The following is a 23437-nucleotide window of genomic DNA, read 5'->3' as shown; positions in this document are numbered from 1 at the left end:
CCGGCGGACCTTCTGGAGCGTATCGATGAAGCCCTTACGCCTTGCGGTCCTGGCCGCGAGCCTGTTCACCTGCGCCGCGCAGGCGGCTCCTCGGACCATGACCGCGGTCGACCTGCTCGAACTGGAGAAGGTGTCGGCGCCCCAGGTCTCTCCGGACGGGCGCACGGTGCTCTACTCGTTGGGGCGGGCCGACTGGAAGGCGAACGAGGTCCGCGAGGATATCTGGCGGATCGGCATCGACGGCCGCGCCCCCCAGCGGATGGTCGAGGGGCCGGCCTCCGGCGTCCAATGGGCGCCAGACGGCCGCGCCTTCGCCTTCGTCGCCAAGCGGCGCGACGATGCGCGGCGACAGATCTACGTCTCCGCGATCGACGGCGGCGAGCCCAGGCGCGTCGGCCTCCGTCGGACGACGCCGTCGGCCCTGCGCTGGTCGCCGGACGGGCGCAGCCTGTACTTCCTGGCCGACGTCCCGGATCCCAAGCCGCTCGCCAAGCGTCTGAAGGATAGGGACGACATGCTGCCGTTCGAGACGCCGCGGGCTCGTCGGCACCTCTGGCGCATGACCGTCGCGGACGGCAAGACCGAGCGCGTGACGCGCGGCGAGTTCGACGTCGAGGCGTTCGATCTCTCGGCGGACGGCCGAAGCCTCCTCTATCGTCGCAGTCCCTCGAAGCTGAACGACGACAATCCCAAGGCCGAGCTCTGGCTCAAAGGTGGAGAGGGAGCGGATCGCCGCCTCACCGACAACGACTACATGGAAGGCGGCGCGCGGCTCTCGCCCGACGGCCGCAGCCTGCTGTTCCTGGCGACGGCCGAGAACGGCCGCTATGCGACCGTCAATCCGAACCTGTTCGTCATGACGCTGGCCGACGGGGCGGTCCGTGAGATCGCCCCTGGGCTGGGTTACGAGCTCGAAGCCGCCGAATGGTCCGCCGACGGCCGCGAAATCTACATCTCGGCCACCACCGGCGTGCGGCGGGAGCTGTTCGCCGTCGACGTCCGGACCGAAGCTCTGCGGCCCCTGGCCCGCGGCGACCATTCCGCCGACGACATGAGCCTGTCCCGGGACGGCCGGACGCTGGTCTATCTCCAGGCCTCGGCGACGGCGCCGGCGGAGATCTACCGCCTCGACCCCGCCCGTCCCGCGCCAACGGCGATCACGCAGGTCCATGCCGGCCTGGCCGAGCGCTTCCGGCTGCCTCGGCAGGAGGCGATCCGCTGGACGGCGCCGGACGGCCAGGCGCTGGAGGGGTTGGTGACCTATCCGCTCGACTACCAGCCGGGCCGTCGATACCCGCTGGTGGTGCAGAGCCACGGCGGTCCCCGCTCGTCCGACGTGTTCAACATCTTCGGCTACGGCCGCTTCAACCCGGTGCTGGCCGCCGAAGGGGTGATGACCCTCAGCGTCAACTATCGGGGCGGGACCGGCTATGGCGACGCCTTCCTGCAGGGCATGAACGGCGGCTATTTCCGCCACGCCGACAAGGATGTGCTCTCCGGCGTCGACCACCTGGTCGCGCAAGGCCTGGCAAACCCGGACCGGCTGGGTGTGATGGGCTGGAGCGCCGGCGGCCATATCACCAACCGCCTGGTTACCGTCACGAACCGCTTCAAGGCCGCGGCGTCCGGCGCCGGGGCCGTCGACTGGCCGTCGATGTACCTGACCTCCGACACCCGCTGGCAGCGGGTCGAATGGTTCGAGACGCCGCCCTATGGCTCGACCGCGCGACGCGACCTCTATGTCGACAACTCGCCCCTGAGCGCCCTGGACAGGGTGAAGACGCCGGTGTTGATCCTGGCCGGCGAGCGGGACGAGCGGGTGCCCGCCAGCCAGTCGATCATGCTCTATCGCTCGCTCAAGGCGCTGGGCGTCGAGACGGAGCTCTATCTGGCCCCGCGCGAGCCGCACAACTTCACCGAACTCCGCCATCGGCTGTTTCAGATCAACGTGACCATGGGCTGGTTCGCCGAGCGGGTCCTGGGTCGCCCCTACGCCTGGAGTAGGGCGCCGGCGCGCGCCGGGGACGAAGACGACCGGGACGACGATGTGTCGACCGCCCAAACCGAAGAGGCCGTCCAATGAGCAAGACCCGTATCCTGTTGCTGACGGCCGCCTGCGCCGGCCTGGCTCTGCCGACGGCCGGCCTGGCCGCGTCTCCGGAATGGGAGAGCCCCGCGGTCAGCCACAAGGACGTCAAACCCTACGTCGACCCGGCGGTCATCGCCCAGCCCGTCCTGGCCCCGCCGCCGGTCGAGGGATCGCCGGAGGACGCCGACGACGTGGCGGCCGTCATGCGGCGGCAGGCGGCGACGGACGCGGCCCGCTGGAAGATCGCCGGGGACGACGCCGACTGGCTGTACGACCGCTTCGCCGAGGTCGTCGGCGCGCCGCTGACGCGGGATCGGGCTCCGATCACGGTCAACATGCTGAACCGGGTCATGCGCCAGGTCGGCCGGCCGGTCTTCGACGCCAAGGACGTCTACAAGCGCGCGCGGCCCTACCAGCGGCTGCAGCTGTCGCGGGTCTGCGGCAAGGGTTCGGCCCCGGCGCCCGATCCGGACGCGGCCAAGCGCACCTCCTATCCGTCGGGCCATTCGGCCTACGGTTGGGCGACGGCGCTGATGCTGGCCCAGGCCGCGCCGGAGAAGGCCGGAGCCATCCTGGAGCGCGGCCGGCAGTACGGCGAAAGCCGGATCATCTGCGGGATGCACTTCCCGAGCGATATCGAGGCCGGCCGCCTGGTCGCGACCACGGTGGTGTCGCGTCTGGCCGCTTCGCCGGCCTTCAGGACGGACCTGGCCTGCGCCAAGGCGGAGCTGGCCGGCGCGGCGCCGTCGAGCGAATGCGCCAAGCTGGCCGCCGCTCTGAAGGCCGCGCCGCCCAAGCCGTGATCAAGATCAGGCGGGCGTCACGATCAATTTGACGCCCGCCCGTTCGACCGCCTGGGCCGAGGCGTCCGAGACGCCGTCATCGGTGACCAGGATGCCGACCTGCTCCAGCGGGCAGAGGACCTGGCCCGCCGGGGCGGCGAACTTGCTGCTGTCGACCAGCAGCACGATTTCGTCGGCGCGTTGGAGCAGTCGCCGCTTCGACTGGATCAGCAGGACGTCGTTCTGCATCACCCCGCGCTGACCCACGGCCTGGGCGCCGATGAATACCCGGGCGCCATGGAAGCGCCCCGCGCCGTCCTCCTCGAAGGCGCTGAGGACGATGCTCTGTTCACGGAATACCTGGCCGCCGGGCAGGGTGATGCGCGTGTTGGGCTGGGGCAGCAGCGCATTGACCACATGCAGGGAGTTCGTCAGCACCTGCAGGCCCAGCGGCGCCAGGTGCGGGCACATCTGCAGGGTGGTCGAGCCGCCGTCGATGACCACGGCTTCTCCCGGACTGCACAGCGCCGCGGCGACCCGCCCGATGGCGGTCTTTTGCGCGACCCGTCGGCCGATGTTGCCGTGAACGGGCGTCGCGGCGCGGCCCTCCGAGGCAGCGGCCTCTTCTGCCTCCGTCAACCGGGCGCCGCCGCGAACGCGAATGAGGCGGCCTTCGGTCTCCAGTCGCTCAAGATCGCGGCGCAGGGTGGCGGGGGAGGCGTCGACGCGGTGATCGAGCTCCCGCACGCCGATGAAGCCGCGCTCGTGCACCAGGCGCAGGATCAGTTGCTCGCGTTCAGCGGCGTGCATGGCGGCCCTCGGTCGTCGATCCGGGCGCCTATTTCAGGCCGTTCAGAACCACCCGCAATCAACTTGGATCAATTGCGGGCGGACAATTTTCTGAGCCGCGGGCCCCGCGCCAGAGCGCGGGGAGGGCGGTCAGGCCAGCGCTTCGTAGGCCGGCAGGGTCAGGAACTCGACCAGCGACGGGTCGAGAACCATCTTGCGGAACAGGACGCCGGCGTCCTCCAGGCGAGGGGAGGGGAACTGCTCGCGCAGGCCGGCCATCTCCTCGTCGTACAGGGTCCCGAACAGCGCCGCATCCAGCGCGCGGCCATCGCTCAGCTTGGCGCCGAGCTTCACCCACTGCCACAGCTGGGTGCGGCTGATCTCGGCCGTCGCGGCGTCTTCCATCAGGTTGTAGAGCGGCACCGCGCCGCGGCCTTCCATCCAGGCCTGGGTGTAGCGCACGCCGACGCGGATGTTCTCGCGGGCGCCATCCTCGGTCCGTTCTCCGTCGTGCAGGCGCAGCATGTCGGCGGCGGAGACGTCCACGTCCTCGCGCAGGCGATGCAGCTGGTTCGGCGTCGGCATCAGGCGGTCGAACACCTCCAGGGCCACCGGGACCAGGTCCGGGTGCGCGACCCAGGTGCCGTCGTGGCCGTCGCCGGCCTCGCGCTCCTTGTCGGCCTTGACCTTGGCGAAGGCGGCGGCGTTGGCTTCCGGGTCGCCCTTGATCGGGATCTGGGCCGCCATGCCGCCCATGGCGAAGGCGCCGCGGCGGTGACAGGTCTGGATCAGCTTCAGCGAATAGGCGCCCAGGAAGGCCTTGCCCATCACCATCGCGGCGCGGTTCGGCGTCAGGAAGGCCTCGGTCCGGCCCAGCCGCTTGATGAACGAGAAGATGTAGTCCCAGCGGCCGCAGTTGAGGCCGACGATATGGTCGCGCAGTTCGTAGAGGATCTCGTCCATCTCGAACGCGGCCGGGATCGTCTCGATGAGCACGGTGGCCTTGAAGGTCCCCACCGGGAGGCCGAGCTGTTCCTGGGCGCGAACGAACACATCGTTCCAGAGGCGCGCCTCAAGGTGGCTCTCCAGCTTGGGGAGGTAAAAGTATGCGCCCGAGCCCTTCGCCATCGCTGCCTTCGCGTTGTGGAAGACATACAGGCCGAAGTCGAACAGACCGCCCGACACGATCTGCCCATCCACAGTCATGTGGCGCTCGGGCAAGTGCCAGCCACGCGGCCGAACGAGCAACACCGCCGGGTTGTTTCCCAGCTTATAGGACTTGCCCGAGTTCGGATCGACGTGGCTGAGTTCGGCGCCCCAGCGGTCCTTCAGGTTGATCTGCCCCTCGACCAAGTTGACCCAAGTGGGCGAGGTGGCATCCTCAAAGTCCGCCATGAACACCTTCGCCCCGCTGTTGAGGGCGTTGATGATCATCTTCCGGTCAACGGGACCGGTGATCTCGACCCGGCGATCCTGCAGATCGGCGGGAATGGGGGCGACCTTCCAGTCGCCCGAACGGACATCGGCCGTCTCCGGCAGGAAGTCCGGCAGTTCGCCGGCGTCGAAACGGGCCTGGCGCGCCTCGCGGGCGGCCAGCAGCTCGCGCCGACGGGCGTCGAAGCGGCGGTGCAGGTCCGCCACGAAGGCCAGGGCCTCGGGCGTCAGGATCTCGCCGGCTCGACCCTCGACGGGACCGGTGATGACGATGTCGGAAGCGGCGGTGTCGAGGGGCATTGCGAAATCCTGACGCGAAACTGGTTTGGTCGAGCATCGTCCCGGCGCGACGGCGCGCGCCGGGACGTCTGGTCGTCGTGAAGGCTAGGCGCCCGTGCTGTCGGCCAGCTTGGGATCCCGGACCGTGGGGATGATCTGGTCTCCCCAGTTGCCGGCGCCGTCATGGTGACGCGAGGCGCGCACCAGCTCGACGGAGTAGCCGGCGGCGATCGCCTTCTGCACCGCCTCGTTAAGGCGGTGGGAGGCTTCCGCCAAGCGCTGGATGGCGCGGTCGCGGCCATCGGTGTCGGGCATGGCGGCGGGGGTGAATTGCGGCTTGGACATCGGGTGGTTCCTCGCTCTGCTCTAGGTGTTGCCGATCCGGGGCGGATGGGTCTGTCCGCCCCGTCGGCGTTTTGGTCGTCTCCGCCTACTCGGCGGCGAACTGGTTCATGGTGTTGGCGTGACCGCCGGCCTTCAGGGCGCGTTCGCCGGCGACCATCTCCTTGAAGGTGTCGCCGAGGTCGGAGCCGACTTCGTGCTGGTGCTTCACCGCAGAGACCCCGCGGCGGATTTCCTCGCGCTGCACCGTGTTGACGTAGGCCTTCATGCGGTCCTGGCCGAAGTAGCCGCGCGACAGTTCGTCGACGCTCTTGGCCGTCAGGTGGAAGGTCGGCAGGGTGATCAGGTTGTGGAACACCCCGGCGCGGGCCGAAATGTCGACCTGGAAGCGGGCCAGGCGCTCGTCGGCCTCGCGGCCCAGGTCGGTGTCGTCGAAGTCGGCCGACATCAGGGCGTTGCCTTCCGGATAGGCGTCGGCGGCGATCTTGCCCTCGGCGATCCACTGGTCGCGGACCTGCTTGCGCAGGTTCAGGGTCCAGTTGAACGACGGCGAGTTGTTGTAGGTCAGCTTGGCGTTCGGAACGGCCTTGCGGACTTCGGCGACCATCGAGGCGATCTCGTCGACGTTCGGGGTGTCGGTCTCGATCCACAGCAGGTCGGCGCCGCCCTGGGTCAGGGAGGAGATGCAGTCCTCGATGACGCGGGCCCGGCCGGTGCCGTCCTGGAAGGCGAACAGGCCGTTGGGCATGCGCACCGGCTTCACGAAGCCGCCGTCGCGGTACAGCGCGACTTCGCCGTCCTGGATCGGGTTCTCGGCCGTGATGGCCTCGGTCTTCAGCCACTTGATGTAGTCCGAAGCCAGGTCGCCTGGCTGCTGGCTGACCGGGATCTTCTGGGTCAGGCCGGCGCCGAGGCTGTCAGTCCGGGCGACGATGACGCCTTCATCCACGCCCAGCTCTTCGAAGGCCAGGCGGCAGGCGCGCAGCTTCTCGATGAAGTCTTCCCGGGGCACCGTGACCTTGCCGTCCTGGTGGCCGCATTGCTTGGCGTCGGAGACCTGGTTCTCGATCTGCAGGCAGCAGGCGCCGGCCTTGATCATTTCCTTGGCCAGCAGGTAGGTCGCGTTCTCGTTGCCGAAGCCGGCGTCGATGTCGGCGATGATCGGAACGACGTGGGTCTCGAAGCTGTCGATCGCCTTGATGGCGGCCTGTTCGGCGACCTGGTCGCCGGCCTTGCGGGCGTCGCGCAGGGTCTTGAACAGGTCGTTCAGCGCGACTTCGTCAGCCTGGCGCAGCGAGACGTAGATCTCTTCGATCAGGTCGACCACCGCGGTCTTTTCATGCATCGACTGGTCGGGCAGGTGCCCCCAGGTGTTGCGCAGGCCGGCGACCATCCAGCCCGACAGATAGACATAGGCGCCCTTGGTCGTGCCGCGCAGGCGCTTGACCGACTTGATCATCTGCTGGGCGTGGAAGCCTGACCAGCAGCCCAGCGACTGGGTGAACTTGCTGCTGTCGGCGTCGTAGGCGGCCATGTCGGCGCGCATGACGCCGGCCATGTCGCGGGCGATGTCCAGGTGGGTGTTGTAGGTGTTCTGGATCTTCAGCTGGACGATGTCATCGACCGTCACGCCGCCCGGCGTGGCGCCGTCCGGATAGCGGCGGAGGGTCTCTTCGCGGAGCTGGGCGTAGGTCTTGCGCGTCATGGGCCTCGGGTCCTGGATAGGCGTGTGTCTGTCCCGGACGAGCTAACGGCGACCGCCCCGGCGAGGCGAACCTATTGAAGGCGATTTGTCACTCATTGACATTGTGACTTCTGTAAAGTTGTGACAAAAATACGGAATGGCTGGATCGGACAAGAAGCTGTTCCTCGGCGGGCGCCTCAAGCGCCTGCGTCGCGACCTCGGCGTCACCCAGGCCGCGATGGCCGAGGAGCTGAAGGTCTCGCCGAGCTATCTGAACCTGTTGGAGCGCAACCAGCGGCCGGTCACGGTGCAGGTGCTGCTGCGTCTCGCGGAAGCCTACGACCTTGATCTGCGCAGTCTGTCGACCGACGAGTCGGGCGGCGGCGCGGGCCTGGACGAGGTGCTGGCCGACAAGATGTTCGCCGACCTGTCGATCAGCCGGCACGAGATCGCCGAGGTCGCCGACGGCGCGCCAGGGATGGCCGAGGCCTTCGTGCGGCTGTACCGCGCCTACCTCGACCGTGGGGCGCTGATCGACCTGGGGGCCTTCGAGGGACGGGACGGGGGCGGCGCGGTGCTGGAGCCGACCGACTGGGTCCGCGACCTGGTGGCCACCCAGCGCAATCACTTCGCCGACCTCGAGGACCTGGCGACCGATATCCAGCGCCGCCTCCGCGCCGACACCCGGGACGCGGCGCCGGCGTTGAGAGACCGCCTGCAGTCCGGCTTCGGCGTCCGCACGCGGGTCATGCCCAGCGATCTGATGGGTGGGGCGTTGCGTCGCTTCGACCACCACCGCAAACAGCTGCTGCTGGCCGAGAGCCTGGCGCCGGCGAGCCGAACCTTCGCCATGGCCTATCAGCTGGCCCTGCTGGAGGTCGGCGAGAAGCTGAGCGCCGCCGCCGACCGCTTCAGCCCGCCGGACGCGGCCGCGCGTCAGCAGCTCAAGGTCTTCCTGGGCAACTACGTCGCCGCCGCGATCATGATGCCCTACGACGACTTCCTGTCGGCGCTGGAGACCACCGGCTACGACATCGAGATGGTTCGGCCGCGGTTCGGGGTGTCGTTCGAACAGGCGGCGCAGCGGATGACGACCCTGGCGCGCCCCGGCGAGCGGGGGATCCCCTTCTTCATGGTGCGGGTCGACGCGGCGGGGAACGTGTCCAAGCGCTATTCGAACGGGCCGTTCCCGTTCTCGCGCTTCGGCGGCACCTGTCCGCGCTGGAACATCCACGACGCCTTCAAGACCCCGGGCCGGATCATCACCCAGGTCATCGAGACGCCCGACGGCGTACGCTACTTCACCCTGTCGAGGACGGTTCGCCGCGTGGCGGGGCTGCTGGCGGGCCTGGAAGACGAGCTGGTCATCAGTTTGGGTTGTGAGCTGAAGCATGCCGCCCGGCTGATGAACGCCAAGGGGCTCGACATGAACGACCCGGCGGTGACGGAAGTCGGGCCGGCCTGCCGGATCTGCGAGCGGCATCTCTGCGCCCAGCGGGCCGCGGCGCCCGTCAACCGTCCGGCCCGGGTCGAGGAGACGGTCAAGAGCGTCACCTCGTTCCCGTTCGGGGCCTAGGCCTCGGCGGGCTTGGCGTAGGCGGCCGAGAGCTGCCGATAGTATTTCGAGTTCATCGCCAGGATCGTCAGGATGACCCCGAAGGCGCCGGCCAGGGTGAAGACCAGGGCGATGCCGCGGTCGGGGCCGCGGCCGAACCAGTCGCCGATGGCGTCCGCGCCGGCGCCGTCGGTCATCAGCGGGATGAAGAAGAACTGGGTCAGCGGGCCGATCAGGAAGGCGGTGGCCGGCGAGGCCGCCTGTTCCACCGACTGGGCGAAGCCGAAGACCCGGCCCTGACGCTCGACCGGCACCACCTTCTGCAGCGTGGTCTGTTCGGCGGCCTCGGCGTAGGGACCCAGGAACAGCCAGATGAAACAGCCGACCGTCAGCAGGACGATCGAGGACTGCACCGTGAACACGGCGGCCACCGCCCAGACGACAAGGTTGGCCAGCATCAGGGTGCGCAGCGGCTTGGCGCCGAGGCCGGTCCTGGCGATCACCAGGCCGGACAGGATGAAGGCGCAGGAGACGAAGGCCCACAGCAGGCCCCAGGCCTCCACCTTCATCAGCGACAGGCCGTAGGCGTCCATCAGCGCCATGAAGACGCCGCCCAGCAGGTTGTTGAAGGTCGCGAACAGGATCAGCGCGAAGAGTCCCGGCACGCCCGAGATCACGCGGATGGTGCCGGCGAGATCGACGCGCTTCGCTTCGGGCGGAGCGTCTGGATGCGGTTCAGCCCTGGGTTCGTCCACGCGCACGAAGAACAGATGCAGATAGGCGACGACCGTCAGGGCGAGGGCGAAGATCAGCGTGTAGTGCATGCCGCCGCGCGCGACGAGCAGGCCGCTGATCACCGAGGTGGTCAGGAAGCCGATGCCGGTGACCATGCCGACCAGGCCGTTGGCCTTGTCGCGCCGATCCTCCGGAATCAGCAGGGTGACCAGGGTCGGCAGGGCGATGCTGCGGATGTTGCCGGCGATCACCCCGAACATCACCAGGCCCACGAACAGCCACAACTCGAAGCCCGCCACGTCCCGGAAGCGGGGCTCGGGCGTGGCCAGCAGCACCCCGAACGAGGCGACGTAGAAGGCCAGGGAGGCGACGCTGGAGCCCAGCATCACCACCTTCTTGCGGTGATGGTCGACCAGGCTGCCGAACCAGATGGCGAAGGCGGCGGTCAGGACCAGGTAGATGCCGGCGATCATGCCGGTCGCGAAGACCGACTTGGTCTCCAGGTAGACCCAGAAGGTCACCGCGAACCACACCGTGTAGTTGGTGATGTTGGCGACCAGGTTGTTGGCGAGCAGGTGGTGGAACGGGTTCATGGCGCGGCCGGTCTGGGTGAACGCGCGGCTCGACCACGCCTGACGCCGGACCTTTCGCATAACGTCAAGATCCAGAGCGGGAGAAGTGAGGTCGCGATAGCCGTTCGGCAAGGGGCGTCAGAAAAACTCGTTTCATACTCTACTGAATGAATGGGGTATGCGGCCGGGCATGACGGGCCTCGACAAGGCGCGGCGAGACCGGGAGGGTGACCTGCCGTCCTTCGCGCCGTCCGGCCCGATCCCACAAGCCGAGTGACCGAGCATGCCGACCCAAGCCAATAACCTCGACGCCTACTGGATGCCGTTCACGCCGAACCGGCGGTTCAAGGCGGAGCCGCGCCTCGTCTCGCGCGCCAAGGGCATGCTCTACTACACGCCCGAGGGGCGGGAGGTGCTGGACGCCACCGCCGGCCTGTGGTGCGTCAACGCCGGTCATGGGCGGGCGGAAATCACCCGGGCGATCGCGGCCCAGACCGAAGAACTGGACTACGCCACCAACTTCAATCTCGGCCATCCGAAGGCCTTCGAGTTCGCCTCGCGGCTGGTCAACATCCTGCCCGGTGATCTGAACCATGTGTTCTTCACCAACTCCGGCTCGGAGTCGGTCGAGACGGCGCTGAAGATCGCGCTGGCCTATCACCGCGTCCGGGGGAAGGGGACCAAGACCCGTCTGATCGGCCGCGAGCGCGGCTATCACGGCGTCAACTTCGGCGGCATCTCGGTCGGCGGGATCCCGAAGAACCGGCAGTACTTCGGCGGCCTGCTGACCGGCGTCGACCACCTGCCACACACCTTCGATCTGGCCCGGAACGCCTTCTCGCGCGGTCAGCCGGCGCATGGGGCGGAGCGGGCCGACGAGCTGGAGCGGATCGTGGCGCTGCACGACGCCTCGAACATCGCCGCGGCGATCGTCGAGCCGGTGGCCGGATCGGCGGGCGTTTTGCCGCCGCCGGTCGGCTACCTGCAGAAGCTGCGCGCGATCTGCGATCGTCACGATATCCTGCTGATCTTCGACGAGGTCATCACCGGCTTCGGTCGGCTGGGCGCGCCGTTCGCCGCCGACCATTTCGGCGTGCAGCCGGACATCGTCACCCTGGCCAAGGGCATCACCAACGCCGCCGTGCCGATGGGCGCCGTCGCCGTACGCAGCCATGTCCATCAGGCCTTCATGGACGGCGCGGACGCCGCCATCGAGCTGTTCCATGGCTACACCTATTCGGGGCACCCCCTGGCCTGCGCGGCCGGGCTGGCGACGCTGGACATCTATCGCGACGAGAAGTTGTTCGAACGCGCGGCCGCGATCGCGCCTCACTGGGAGCAGGCGCTGCACACGCTGCGGGAGGCTCCGCACGTCGTCGACATCCGCAACATCGGCCTGATGGGCGCCGTCGAGCTGGCGCCGATCCCCGGGAAGCCCGGCGAGCGGGGGCAGGCGATCTTCCACCGCCTGTTCGATGACGGCCTGCTGGTGCGAGTGACGGGCGACATCATCGCCCTGTCGCCGTCGCTGATCGTCGCCGAGGGCGAGATCGACCGGATCGTCGCCGCAATCCGCGAGGGGTTGAGCCAGATCGCGTAATGCGAGTGCTCAAGAGACCTGACCTAAACCCTCAGAAAAATTGTCTTCTTTCAATCTCTACAAATTTTGTAGGAAATCGGCTCCGCAAGGCGCGACGCCCGCGGGACAAAGTCGGGGATATCTGATGAAACGTTATCTGTTGAGCGCGGCGGCCGGTGCGCTGCTCGTCGGGACGAGCTCGGTCGCGCTGGCCGAAGAGGCGCCGTCCGAGGTCGACGCCGTCGTGGTCACCGCCCAGAAGCGCGAGCAGGCGGCGCAGGACGTCGGCGTGGCGCTGACCGTGCTGTCGGGCGACGATCTGGCGCAGCGCGGCGTGGCCACCGTCAACCAGCTGCAGAACAGCGTGCCCAGCCTGGAGATCACGCCGCAGTTCGGCAGCGGCAATCCGGGCTTCCGCCTGCGCGGGGTCGGCTTCGACGACTACGCCTCGAACAACACCGCCACGGTCGGCGTCTATGTCGATGAAGTGGCCTATCCGATCCAGGCCCAGACCCAGGGCCTGCTGTTCGACATCGCCCGGGTCGAGGTGCTGCGCGGGCCGCAGGGCACGCTCTACGGTCGTAACACTACGGGCGGGGCGATCAACTTCGTCACCAACGCCCCCACGCGCGAACGCCGCGCCGGCGCGACCGCCCAGTTCGACAGCCACGACGGCTTCAAGGCCGAGGGTTACGTCGCCGGACCGATCTCCGACGCCCTCCGCTTCCGCGTCGCCGGCGTGGTCGACCAGGGCGGCGCCTGGCAGAAGAACCGGGCCACCGGGGAGTCGCTGGGCGATCGCGACATCGTCGCCCTGCGCGGCCAGTTGGTCTGGGAGGCGACCGACAAGCTCGACGTGACGCTGTCGGCGCACGGCGGCTACGACCGGTCCGAGCCCAACGGCCTCTACCTGTTCGGCCCGCTGACCTACAACGGGGCGCTGCCCGCGGTTCCGGCGGACAGGGACCGGACGCACACCGGCTGGGGCGGTTCGAGCGCCTTCGCCCAGCTGACCGGCATCGGCGTCGGCCAGAAGCCGTTCCGCGACAACGAGAGCTGGGGCGTCGGCCTGAAGGCCAACTACGACTTCGACGTCGCCACCCTGACCTCGATCACGTCGTACGAGACGCTGCGGCGGCGCGAGTTCAACGACTGGGACGCCTCGCAGCACGCCTATGCGGGGACCTATTTCGACACCGACGCCAAGGTGTTCTCGCAGGAGGTCCGGCTGGCTTCGAACGGCGAAGGGCGGCTGCACTGGCTGGTCGGGGCCTACTATTCGCACGAGAAGCTCGACGAGGCCTTCTACTCGGACTTCTTCCAGTCGCTCGGCTTCGACACCGCCACGACCTATGAGCAGAAGGCCCGCTCGGCGTCGGTCTTCGGCCAGCTCGAGTACGCCCTCACCGACAAGCTGACCCTGATCGCGGGCCTGCGCGGCGAGGACGAGAAGCGGGAGCAGGGCGACTACGTCACCGCCGGGGTCACCGCGCCGGGCGCGCCGCCGGTCGACTTCAGCCCGCCGGCCGACAAGTCGCTCAAGAACCGCAGCGTCTCCGGCAAGCTGGGTCTGGAGTACCGGCCGAGCGACGACCTGCTCGTCTACGCCAGCCTCAGCAAGGGCACCAAGTCCGGCGGCTTCACCGCCTACAACGTGCCGAACGCCTCGGCCGTCGGGGCGTTCAAGCCCGAGACCCTCTGGGCCTACGAGCTCGGCTTCAAGAGCGAATTCGCCGACGGGACGGTCCAGCTGAACGGCGCGGTGTTCTACTACGATTACCGCGACCAGCAGGTGCAGTCGGCGATCTGGAACCCGTTGACCGGGCCGATCGGCGCCATCGTCAACGCCCAGAAATCGCACATCTACGGCGGCGAACTGGAGCTGAACTGGCGTCCGCTGCCGGGCCTCAGGATCAGCCAGTCGCTGGGCTACAAGACCGGCGAGTTCGACGAGTACAACAACGACCTGGATATCGCCGCCAGCGTCGCCGCAAACGCGCCCCGCTACATCAACCGCTCCGGCGCCAAGGTCGGGTTCGCCCCGCTCAGTTATGGCGGTCAGGTCGCCTACAGCTGGTCGGTCGGCGGCTTCGAGGTTGAGGCCGAGACCAACTACGCCTTCCATGACGAGGTGAAGCCGCTGCTGCTTGGGCCGCGCTACAACGTCGACTCCTACTGGATCGCCAACGCCAGCATCACCCTGTCGCCGGCGAAGGGGCCCTGGTCGGTCAGCCTGTTCGCGCGCAATCTCCTCGACGAGAAGTACGACCTGACGCGCAACTTCTTCCTGCCCGGGATCGACATCGCCGCGTCGGGCGAGCCGAGGGTCTGGGGCGTCCGCGGCAGCCTGAAGTACTGATAAGGGGGAGGGGCGTCATGGCCATCGCACTGAAGATCGTCGCCTGGCTGATCGGGGCCATCGTCCTGATCGCCCTGCTGGGATGGCTGGCGCTCGCCCGGCCCAACATCCCCTACGCCAAGCTGGAGGCGAAGTACGCGTCGAAGACGTCGCGCTTCGTCGACCTGCCCGGCGGGGTGCGGGCCCATTATCGGGACGAAGGCAATCCCTCCGGCCCGGTGCTGGTCCTGCTGCACGGCTACGGCGACTCCTCGTTCAGCTGGGACGGCTGGTCCAAGGCGCTCGGCGATCGCTACCGGGTGGTCATCCTGGACCTGCCGGGCCACGGCCTGACGCAGGCGCCGAAGGGCTATCGGGCCACCGGCGACGGCTATGTCGCGCTGCTGGAGGCCTTCGCCGAGAAGGTCGGGCTGCAGCGCTTCGCCCTGGCCGGCAACTCGATGGGCGGCGGCGTGGCCTGGCGCTACGCGACCCGGCATCCGGAGCGGCTGGACGCCCTGGTTCTGGACGCGGCCGCCGGCTGGCCGATGCCGATCGGCGAGAGTCCGTCGCTGGCCTTCCGCATCCTGCAGCATCCGGCCGGCCGGGCCGTTCTCAAGACCATCGACAACAAGCCGCTGATCCGGCAGGGCCTGCGCGGCCAGGTCGGCGACCCGGCGGTGATCACCGACGCCTTCATCGACCGCTGGGCGGAGCTGCAAAGAGGACCGGGCCATCGCGACATCCTGATGTCGATCGACCTGGGCTCGGCCGGTTCGGCGACGCCGGAACTGGTCGCCTCGATCAGGACCCCGACCCTGATCATCCACGGCGAGAAGGATCCGCTGATCCCCGTCGCCAACGGCCGGAAGTTCGCCGAACATATCCCGGGCGCCAGGATCATCACCTATCCGGGCGTGGGCCACCTGCCGCAGGTGGAGATCCCGGAAAAGTCCGCGGGCGACGTGGCCGCCTTCCTGGCCGCCCTGCCGGCGACGAAGTAACCTGCCGGGCGTCCGGCCGCGTAGACGAGTGACATGACCACCGACAGCCTCGGCAATCCGATCACCGACACCGGCGCGGCCGCCCGCGCCGTGGACGGTTTCGTGCAGGCCTTCCTCGGCTACGAGGCCAGCGCCGCCGAGGTTCTGGGCGCCGCCGACGCCCATTCGGACTCCGCGTTGCTGAACGCCTATGCGGCAGCCCTGTGGCTGCTGCTCGAGGCGGCTGAGGGCAGGGTGCGGGCGGCGCCTTATCTGCGCCGCGCCGAGGCCGCGCCCGCCAACGGCCGCGAGGCGCTGACCGTCGCCTTCGTGCGGGCCTGGTTTGACGACGACCTGCCGGCCGCCTTCACGATCGCCGACACGATCCAGACGCGCCATCCCCGTGATCTGCTGCTGCTCAAGCTGCGCCACTACCACGAGTTCAACCGCGGCGACTTCCCCGCGATGTTGCGGTCGGCCCTGGCCGCCCGGGCGGCCGCGGAGGACGTCGCCTGGCTGCATGGGATGCTCGCTTTCGCCTACGAGCAGTGCCACCTGCTGGACGACGCCGAGGCTTCGGCCCGGCAGGCGCTGCGGCTGCGCGAGAAGGAGCCCTGGGCCCAGCACGCTCTGGCGCATGTCATGCTGACCCAGGGGCGGATCGACGAGGGCGCGGCCTTCCTGGAGGCCGTGGAGCCGACCTGGACGGGGCTGAACTCCTTCATGTCGACCCATCTGTGGTGGCACCAGGCCCTGTTCCGGCTCAGCCAGGGGCGGGCGGACGAGGTGCTGGCCATCTACGACGGCGGCGTCTGGGGCGTGGCCAGGGACTATTCGCAGGACCAGGTCGGCGCGGTTTCGCTGCTGGCGCGTATCGAGTTCGCGGGGATCGACGTCGGCGACCGCTGGCGCGAGCTGGGCGAATTCCTGGCCGCGCGGGCCGAGGACGCCGAGCTGCCGTTCCTGAGCCTGCAATACCTGTACGGCCTGGCGCGCGCCGGGCGGCCGGAAGCCCAGACCCTGTTCAAGGCCATCGTGCGCCGGGCGGAGACCGCGCCGACCCATGCCCGTGAGGCCTGGCGCGATGTGGCCGCGCCGGCGGCGCTGGGCGTCTCCGCCCACGCCGCGGGGGACTACGACACCGCCATCCGGGGTCTGCGCGAGGCCCTGCCGCGGCTGGCGGAGATCGGCGGCAGCCACGCTCAGCGCGACTTCTTCGAACAGATCCTGCTCGACGCCCTGATCCAAGGCGGTCGGCTGGTCGACGCTCAGCAGATGCTCGAAGTCCGGCGGAGTTTCGACCCCGATGGCGCCCCGCTCAACGCGACGCTGGCCGAGGTCTACCGCCGGCTGGGCCTCGACGACCAGGCCGAGCAGGCCGCCGCCCGTGGTCGGCGTCGGATCGCGCGCCGGTGAAAGGTCTCCTGAGCGTGCTAGCGGGGCTCGCGGCGAGCCTGCTGCTCGGCGGAGCGGCCTGGGCGGCGGGGTCGATCGCCATCGGCATGCAGCTGGAGCCGCCCAACCTCGATCCGACGTCCGGCGCGGCGGCTCCGATCGACGACGTGGTCTATCCGAACATCTTCGAGGGACTTGTCCGGCTTGGCCCCGACGGGCGGGTAAGGCCCTTCCTCGCGGCGTCCTGGGAGATCTCGCCGGATGGCCTGACATACGTCTTCCGCTTGCGCGAAGGCGTTCGGTTCCACGACGGGGCGCCGCTGAACGCCGCCGCGGTGAAGTTCAGCCTGGACCGCGCCGTCGCCCCGGCCTCGACCAACGCCCAGAAGGCGGCGCTGTCGAACATCGCACGGGTCGAGGCTCCGGATCCGGCCACCGTCCGGCTGACCCTGAAGACGCCGGACGCCAACCTGCTGCGCCTGCTCTCGCTGGGCGACGCGGTGATCGTCTCACCGGCTGCGGCGGGGCAGGCGGCGACGCGACCGGTGGGCACCGGGCCGTTCCGCTACAAGGACTGGCGGCGCGGCTACGCGCTGACCCTGGAGCGCAATCCGGACTACTGGGGCCGCGCGCCGTCACTGGACCAGGTGACTTTCAAGTTCATTCCCGATCCGGTCGCAGCTCTGGCGGCGGTGAAAGGCGGCGACGTCGACGCCTTCCCGGACTTCCCGGCGCCGGAGAACCTGGCCGAGTTCCGCGCCAATCCGCGCCTGCGCGTCGCCGTGGGGCCGACCGAGGCCGAGACCATCCTGGCGATCAACAACCGGACCGGCCCGTTGGCCGATGTGCGGGTGAGGCGGGCCATCGCCCACGCCCTGGATCGCTCGGCCGTCATCCAGGGGGCGATGTACGGCTATGGAACGCCGATCGGCAGCCATTTCCCGCCGCAGGACCCGGCCTACGTCGACCTGACCGGCCGCTATCCGCACGACGAGGCGGCGGCGCGGAGGCTGCTGGCGGAGGCCGGTTATCCGAACGGCTTCGACGTCACCCTGAAGCTGCCGCCGCCCAACTACGCTCGCCGCAGCGGCGAAGTCATCGCCGCGCAGCTGGCCCGTGTCGGCGTCCGCGCCAGGATCGAGAGCCTTGAATGGGCGCAGTGGCTGGAGCAGGTGTTCGGCCGCCACGACTTCGACCTGACCGTGGTCGCCCATTCCGAGCCGTTCGATTACGACATCTACGGCCGCGACGACTACTATTTCGGCTACCGAAGCGCGGAGGTGAAACGCCTCCTCCGGGCGCTCAAGGTCACGCCGGAGGGGCCGGAACGCACCGCCCTGTTGCAAACCTTCCAGCGCAAGATCGCCGACGACGCGGTCAACGGCTACCTGTTCCAGTTCCCCAGGCTCGGCGTCTGGGACGCTCGGCTGCAGGGGCTGTGGTTCAACGGGCCGACCCAGTCGATCGACCTGGCCAATGCCAGGTTCGAGGGACCGGGCGGCGGGGCGACGACGGCCCAGAGGGGCGCCGGAGGCTGGCTGGCGCCGCTGGTTCTGCTGTCGATCGTCGCCGGCCTGGGTTGGGTCGGTCTGCGCTTCGGCGTCGCCTGGCTGCTCAGACGGGCGGGCGTGGCGGCGCTGACGATGCTGGCCGCCTCGGCGGTGATCTTCGTCCTGCTGCAGATCGCGCCGGGCGATCCGGCGGCCTACATGATGGGGCTGAACGCCAGCCCGGAGGCGCTGGCGACCCTCCGCGACCAGCTCGGCCTGTCGGGACCGCCGCTGGAGCGCTGGTTCACCTGGATCGCCGGCGTTGTCCGGGGCGACTTCGGCGTCAGCTACACCTATCAGGTGCCGGTCGGCGGCCTGATCGCCGAGCGGCTGGCGGTGTCGCTGCCTCTGTCGGTCTACGCGAGCCTGCTGTCCGTCGTCGTCGGCGTGCCGTTGGGCCTTTGGGCGGCCTCCCGGCGCGGAAAGCCCACGGACATGGTCCTGATGGGGATGAGCCAGATCGGGGTGGCGCTGCCCAGTTTCTGGGCCGGGATGCTGCTGATCATCGTCTTTTCAACGGGCCTGCGCTGGTTCAGCGCCGGCGGCTTCCCAGGCTGGGAGGCCGGCCTCGGCCGCGGCCTCCAGGCGCTGACCCTGCCCGCCGTGGCCCTGGCCTTGCCCCAGGCCGCGATCCTGGCGCGGGTGGCGCGCTCCGCGACCCTGGACGTGCTCGGGGAGGACTACATGCGCACGGCCTTGGCCAAGGGGCTGAGCCCCCGGGCGGCGCTCTGGCGGCATGCCCTGCCCAACGCCCTGATCCCGATCCTGACCGTACTCGGGCTGCAGCTGCCCTATCTGATCGCGGGCGGCGTGATCGTCGAGAACGTCTTCTACCTGCCGGGTCTGGGGCGACTGATCTTCCAGGCCGTCACCCAGCGTGACCTGATCGTGGTCCAGGGCGCTGTCCTGGTCCTGGTGCTGGCCACGGTGCTGATCAACTTCGTGGTCGACATCCTCTACGGCGTCATCGACCCCCGCGTCCGCGGGAGGACCGCATGAGCGCCCGTCGTCGACCGCCTGGCCAGGTCAGCCTGACCATCGGCCTGGCGCTGCTGGGTCTTGTCGCCGGCGCCGCCCTGCTGTCGCTGGCATGGACGCCGGGCGATTGGAGCGGGGTGGCCGTCGACCAGCGCCTTCAGACGCCGAACGCCGCGCATGGGCTGGGAACCGACCACTACGGCCGGGACGTATTGTCAATGCTGATGGTCGGGGCGCGGACGACGCTGGGGGCGGCCTTGGCCGCCGTGGCGCTGGGCGTCGCGGTGGGCGCGCCGATCGGGCTGCTGGCCTCTGCCCGCGGCGGATGGCTCGACGACCTGATCATGCGCGCCGGCGACGTGGTCTTCGCCTTCCCGGCGCTGATCCTGGCCATCCTGCTGACGGCGACGCTCGGGCCGGGGGCGCTCGCGGTGATCCTGGCCATCGGGATCTTCAACGTGCCGGTGTTCGCCCGTGTCACGCGCGGCGCCGCGCTGTCGCTGTGGAGCCGGGACTTCGTCCTGGCGGCCCGGATCGCCGGGAAGGGGACCGCCGCCATCTCCTGGCAGCACATCCTGCCCAACCTCGTGGGCCTTCTGGTCGTGCAGGCGAGCATCCAGGCCTCGGTCGCCGTCATCGCCGAAGCGGGCCTGTCCTACGTGGGCCTGGGGGCGCAGCCGCCGGCGCCGAGCTGGGGACGGATGCTGAACGAGGCCCAGACTCTGATGGGCGTCGCGCCGCTGCAGGCGCTGTTCCCTGGTCTGGCCATTCTGATCACCGTGCTGGGCCTGAACCTGGTCGGCGACGGCCTGCGCGACCGACTGGATCCACGTTTGCAGGGAGATCGACGATGAGCCTCCTGCAGGTGGAGACCCTGACGTTGGCGATCGGCGACCGCACGCTGCTCGACGGCGTGTCCTTTGTGGTGGAGCCGGGTGAAATCCTGGGACTGGTGGGGGAGTCCGGTTCGGGCAAGTCGTTGACGGGTCTCTCCGTCGTCGGTCTGCAACCCGCCCAAGCATGGCTTGGCGGGCGCATCCTGTTCGACGGGGAGGACCTGCTGACCGCAGCCGCGCCGCGCCGGATCGCGCTGCGCGGCGCACAGATCGGGCTGGTTTTCCAGGAACCCATGACCGCGCTCAATCCGCTGATGCGGATCGGGGACCAGGTCGCGGAGGCGGTGCGCCTGGATCCTGGCCGCCGACGCGAGGCCAAGGCTCGAACCCAGAGCCTGCTGGACCGTGTGGGGCTGGCCGGCGTCGACCCCGGGCGCTTTCCGCACCAGCTGTCCGGCGGCCAGCGGCAGCGCGCGGCCATCGCCGTCGCCCTGGCGCGAGGGCCGCGGTTGCTGATCGCCGACGAACCGACGACCGCGCTCGACGTAACCACCCAGGCGGTGATCCTCGATCTGCTCGGGACGCTGGCGCGGGAGGAAGGCCTTGGCCTGATCCTGGTCAGCCATGACCTCGCCGTGGTGGCCCAGGTCGCCGACCGGATCGCCGTGATGCAGAGCGGTCGCATCGTGGAGCAGGGCGCCGCCCGTCAGCTGATCTCCGGCCCGTCGCACGACTACACCCGTCGCCTGGTCGCCGACGCCGCCCTGGCGCCCAAGGCGCAGGTCCCGCCACGCGATGAACCGCCGGTGCTGGAGATGGTCGAGGTCACACGCCGCTACGCGCCGGCGTCGCGGAGAGGCGCAGCGGTGTTCGCGGTGTCCGGGGCGAGCTTCGCGGTTCGTCCCGGCGAGACGGTGGCCCTGGTCGGGGAGTCCGGCTCGGGCAAGTCCACTCTGGCGCGCGCCGCCCTGGGGCTGGAGCCGCTACAGGGCGGCGTCGTCCGCGTCGGCGGAGCGGTCTTCCCCGCTCGGGACCGGACCGTCCTGCGGGCGCAGCGTCGCCAGATCCAGGCGGTGCTGCAGGACCCCCACAGCAGCTTCGACCCGCGCTGGACGGTGGAGCGGATCGTCGCCGAACCGCTCCACCTGCTGGACGCGGCCGTCGCGCCCGCCGAGCGCCGCCGCCGTGTCGAGACAGCGCTGGTCGAGGTCGGCTTGTCCGCCGAGGCCGCCGATCGCCTGCCGCACCAGTTCTCAGGCGGCCAGCGGCAGCGGATCGCCATCGCCCGGGCGCTGATCGTCGAGCCGAAGATCCTGGTCATGGACGAGGCGGTGTCCGCCCTGGACGTCACCGTCCGCGCCGGCGTGCTGCGGCTGCTTGCGGATCTGAGCCGTCGCCTGGACGTCGGCTGTCTGTTCGTCACCCACGACATGGCCGTGGCGCGCGCGATCGCCGACCGGGTGATGGTCATGCGCCAAGGGCGGATCGTGGAGGACGGTCCGGCGATGGCCGTGTTCGAGACGCCGAGCCATCCCTACACGGCCGAGCTGATCGCCGCGACGCCGGTGCTGGCGGCCGGCTAGCCGCCGGTCGCCGCCCTGGCGGCCGTTTCGACGCGGTCGCGGGCGGCCAGCATCAGGGTCGAGCTGGCCTTGGCCAGGACGGTCCCGGCCGGATCGAGCAGGCGACCCTCGAAGAAGCAGGTTCGCTTGCCGCGACGCTCGACCCAGGCCTCGGCGATGACGCGGCCGGGCCGGGCCGGGGCGAAGAAGCTGACCTTCAGCTCCAGCGACATTGGCACGACGCCCGGACCGGCCATGGCGATGGCGGCGTGGGCCATGGCCGCGTCGATCCAGCCCGTCACGAAACCGCCCTGGACCACGCCGCCGGAGTGGCACATGTGCAGGCCGGCCTCGTACTCCAGGACGGCGCGGCCTTCGGCGTTCGTCTCGATACGGCGCACCAGCCCCAGCGTCCGGCTCAGATCGTCCTTCACGTCGCTCATATGTCGCCCCCGAGTCTGTGTTTTCACCAGGATACGCGAGGCGCCGCTAGGTCGGGCAAGCCGTCAGGTCCACTGGTGCTCCACCTGGCAGGCGGTCACGCCGGCGAGGCCGTGGAAGCGGTCGGACAGGCCGCGAGCCTCGGCGGAGCCGATGCCGGTCAGGCGCAGGCGGATCTCGTGATGCTCGCCGTAGCCGGCCAGATGCAGGTCGCCGACGGCGGCGCCCGCGTCCTGCGCGGCGGTCAGCAGGTCGGCGACGACCAGCGGCGTGGCGCAGGTGATGCGGTAGCGGTGGCGCAGGGGCTTGCCGCCGGCCAGGCCGTCGAGCGCGGCGTAGTCCTCGTCACGGATGGAGGGAGAAGCGAAGGCAGCGGAAGCTGACATGGGTGAGGCTCCATAGGCTCACCGCCGACGAAGCCGCCGTACGCACAGGACTGTGGTCTGGTCGCACGGGTCTTCCTCTTTAGCGGCATTTGTTTACGCGCCCGCAATTCGGAATAAATCGGCGCTTGGAAGGGCGGATAACGGATCGCGCCCTTTGGTTCAAGTCATCTCCGCGCCGGCTCGGCCGCCGAGACGGCGCGCCACTCCTCCGTCGTCAGCGGCAGCCGCGGATAAGTCCTGGCGTAATAGCCCTTCAGGTCCTCGGCGAAGGGCCAGTCGGAGCCGGTCACGAACCGGTCGGGGCCGATCCGGCGGATGAGGCCGGCCAGGGCCTGCAGGTCGGATGTGGCGGTCTTGTCGTTGAACACCTGGGCCAGGTCGAACCACAACCGGTCTCGCATGGCAGGCTCGCGTTCGATCGCATCGGCGAAGGCGCCGAGGGCGCCGAGCGTGTGGACGTCGGTTCCGCCCCAGCCGCCGGCATGCGCGATCAGCACCGGCGCGTCGCCGGCCGCGGGCAGGACGTCGCGCAGGAAGATCTCGGCATCCCGGGCGCCGTAGTCTTCCGCCCGGGTGCGCATGTGGACCATGATGACCCAGCCGTTGGCCGCGGCGGCGCGAAACACGGCCGCGAGCCTTGCAGTTTGATCCGGCGCGCGCAGGTCCAGACCCGAGTTGGTGAGATGGAGCTTGATCCCGGTCACGGCCGGGTCGCCCTTCCAGCGAGCGATCTCGGGCGACGCGGCGTCGGTCAGCGGATTGACGCCGATGAAGGCGGCGAGGCGGTCGGGATGCGCGCGGGCCTGGGCGACGGTGAAGTCGTTGGCGGACCGCAGGATGTCGACGGCGTTCGGCGCGGCCGGAACCATCATCGGGCTCTGCGCCAGATAGGCCGTCGACATCAGCCAGCCCTTCTGAACGCCGGCGGCGTCCATATCCCTGAGCAGATCATCGGTCGTGAGGGGCTTGGTGAAGGCGGGCGGGCAGGGCGAGGTCCGTCCGGGGCTGGCGCAGTAGCCTTCGAGGAACCCTAGGATCGCCGGCGAGTGGACGTGCATGTGGTGATCGACCCGCACCGCCGACGCCGCAGGCTCGGCGGCGAAGGCGGGCAAGGCGGCGAACGCCGAT

18 protein-coding genes are annotated in these 23437 nt (G+C 69.5%); 10 read left to right on the top strand and 8 right to left on the bottom strand.

Going from position 1 to position 23437, the window contains the following annotated elements:
* Nucleotides 1–25 precede the first annotated feature (25 nt).
* Nucleotides 26–2083 carry a S9 family peptidase gene (locus CSW64_RS13390; RefSeq protein ID WP_099622587.1) on the top strand — a complete coding sequence of 686 codons (2058 nt, stop codon included), beginning with the start codon at nt 26–28 and terminating at the stop codon, nt 2081–2083.
* A complete protein-coding gene (locus CSW64_RS13385; RefSeq protein WP_099622586.1) occupies nt 2080–2892 on the top strand; it encodes an acid phosphatase in 813 nt (270 codons plus the stop codon). Before CSW64_RS13390 ends, CSW64_RS13385 begins: the two co-directional genes overlap by 4 nt.
* A gap of 6 nt (nt 2893–2898) precedes the next feature.
* On the opposite strand, the gene CSW64_RS13380 is transcribed toward CSW64_RS13385, so the two are convergent.
* The 4 genes from CSW64_RS13380 to CSW64_RS13365 form a co-directional block, all read right to left on the bottom strand.
* Entirely contained in the window at nt 2899–3681 is a 783-nt protein-coding gene (locus tag CSW64_RS13380; RefSeq protein ID WP_099622585.1) for a DeoR/GlpR family DNA-binding transcription regulator, read from the bottom strand.
* A gap of 129 nt (nt 3682–3810) precedes the next feature.
* The gene (gene aceB / locus CSW64_RS13375) at nt 3811–5394 is read right to left on the bottom strand and encodes a malate synthase A (protein ID WP_099622584.1); all 1584 of its coding nucleotides are present in this window, start codon (nt 5392–5394) and stop codon (nt 3811–3813) included.
* Nucleotides 5395–5478: 84 nt separating this feature from the next.
* Nucleotides 5479–5718, bottom strand: a complete 240-nt coding sequence (locus tag CSW64_RS13370; protein ID WP_099622583.1) for a hypothetical protein — start codon at nt 5716–5718, stop codon at nt 5479–5481.
* An 85-nt stretch (nt 5719–5803) separates the two neighbouring features.
* On the bottom strand, nt 5804–7420 hold the full coding sequence (locus CSW64_RS13365) for an isocitrate lyase (RefSeq protein ID WP_099622582.1): 1617 nt from the start codon (nt 7418–7420) through the stop codon (nt 5804–5806).
* Between the two features lie 136 nt (nt 7421–7556).
* Here CSW64_RS13365 and CSW64_RS13360 point away from each other — a divergent pair, with 136 nt between their 5' ends.
* The gene (locus CSW64_RS13360; RefSeq protein WP_099622581.1) at nt 7557–8975 is read left to right on the top strand and encodes a helix-turn-helix domain-containing protein; all 1419 of its coding nucleotides are present in this window, start codon (nt 7557–7559) and stop codon (nt 8973–8975) included.
* On the opposite strand, the gene CSW64_RS13355 is transcribed toward CSW64_RS13360, so the two are convergent.
* Entirely contained in the window at nt 8972–10282 is a 1311-nt protein-coding gene (locus CSW64_RS13355; RefSeq protein ID WP_099624242.1) for an MFS transporter, read from the bottom strand. The two genes, CSW64_RS13360 and CSW64_RS13355, sit on opposite strands and share 4 nt — an antisense overlap.
* Nucleotides 10283–10544: 262 nt before the next feature.
* Between CSW64_RS13355 and aptA the strand changes: the two genes are divergently transcribed.
* The 7 genes from aptA (at nt 10545) to CSW64_RS13320 (ending at nt 21503) form a co-directional block, all read left to right on the top strand.
* Nucleotides 10545–11861, top strand: a complete 1317-nt coding sequence (gene aptA / locus CSW64_RS13350; RefSeq protein WP_099622580.1) for an omega-aminotransferase AptA — start codon at nt 10545–10547, stop codon at nt 11859–11861.
* A 124-nt stretch (nt 11862–11985) separates the two neighbouring features.
* Nucleotides 11986–14199: a TonB-dependent receptor gene (locus CSW64_RS13345; RefSeq protein WP_099622579.1), complete on the top strand. Its 2214-nt coding sequence runs from the start codon at nt 11986–11988 to the stop codon at nt 14197–14199.
* Nucleotides 14200–14216: 17 nt separating this feature from the next.
* Nucleotides 14217–15182, top strand: coding sequence for an alpha/beta fold hydrolase (locus CSW64_RS13340; protein ID WP_099622578.1), 966 nt, complete (start codon nt 14217–14219; stop codon nt 15180–15182).
* A 33-nt stretch (nt 15183–15215) separates the two neighbouring features.
* The gene (locus CSW64_RS13335) at nt 15216–16577 is read left to right on the top strand and encodes a tetratricopeptide repeat protein (RefSeq protein ID WP_099622577.1); all 1362 of its coding nucleotides are present in this window, start codon (nt 15216–15218) and stop codon (nt 16575–16577) included.
* Nucleotides 16574–19105 carry an ABC transporter substrate-binding protein gene (locus CSW64_RS13330; protein ID WP_245863693.1) on the top strand — a complete coding sequence of 844 codons (2532 nt, stop codon included), beginning with the start codon at nt 16574–16576 and terminating at the stop codon, nt 19103–19105. Before CSW64_RS13335 ends, CSW64_RS13330 begins: the two co-directional genes overlap by 4 nt.
* Nucleotides 19102–19938 (top strand): ABC transporter permease, encoded by an 837-nt coding sequence (locus CSW64_RS13325; RefSeq protein WP_099622576.1) that lies wholly within the window; start codon nt 19102–19104, stop codon nt 19936–19938. Before CSW64_RS13330 ends, CSW64_RS13325 begins: the two co-directional genes overlap by 4 nt.
* Nucleotides 19935–21503 (top strand): dipeptide ABC transporter ATP-binding protein, encoded by a 1569-nt coding sequence (locus tag CSW64_RS13320; protein WP_099622575.1) that lies wholly within the window; start codon nt 19935–19937, stop codon nt 21501–21503. Before CSW64_RS13325 ends, CSW64_RS13320 begins: the two co-directional genes overlap by 4 nt.
* Here the strand turns inward: CSW64_RS13320 and CSW64_RS13315 are convergent.
* From CSW64_RS13315 to CSW64_RS13305, 3 genes are all read right to left on the bottom strand, one after another.
* The gene (locus CSW64_RS13315; RefSeq protein ID WP_099622574.1) at nt 21500–21925 is read right to left on the bottom strand and encodes a PaaI family thioesterase; all 426 of its coding nucleotides are present in this window, start codon (nt 21923–21925) and stop codon (nt 21500–21502) included. The two genes, CSW64_RS13320 and CSW64_RS13315, sit on opposite strands and share 4 nt — an antisense overlap.
* A 63-nt stretch (nt 21926–21988) precedes the next feature.
* A complete protein-coding gene (locus CSW64_RS13310) occupies nt 21989–22309 on the bottom strand; it encodes a hypothetical protein (protein WP_099622573.1) in 321 nt (106 codons plus the stop codon).
* Nucleotides 22310–22473: 164 nt separating this feature from the next.
* On the bottom strand, nt 22474–23421 hold the full coding sequence (locus CSW64_RS13305; RefSeq protein WP_216361173.1) for an amidohydrolase family protein: 948 nt from the start codon (nt 23419–23421) through the stop codon (nt 22474–22476).
* Nucleotides 23422–23437 lie beyond the last annotated feature (16 nt).

Source organism: Caulobacter mirabilis (assembly GCF_002749615.1).
GTDB lineage: Bacteria > Pseudomonadota > Alphaproteobacteria > Caulobacterales > Caulobacteraceae > Caulobacter > Caulobacter mirabilis.
The sequence above is the reverse complement of the archived record's forward strand: the minus strand, read 5'-3'. Positions and strand labels throughout refer to the sequence as shown.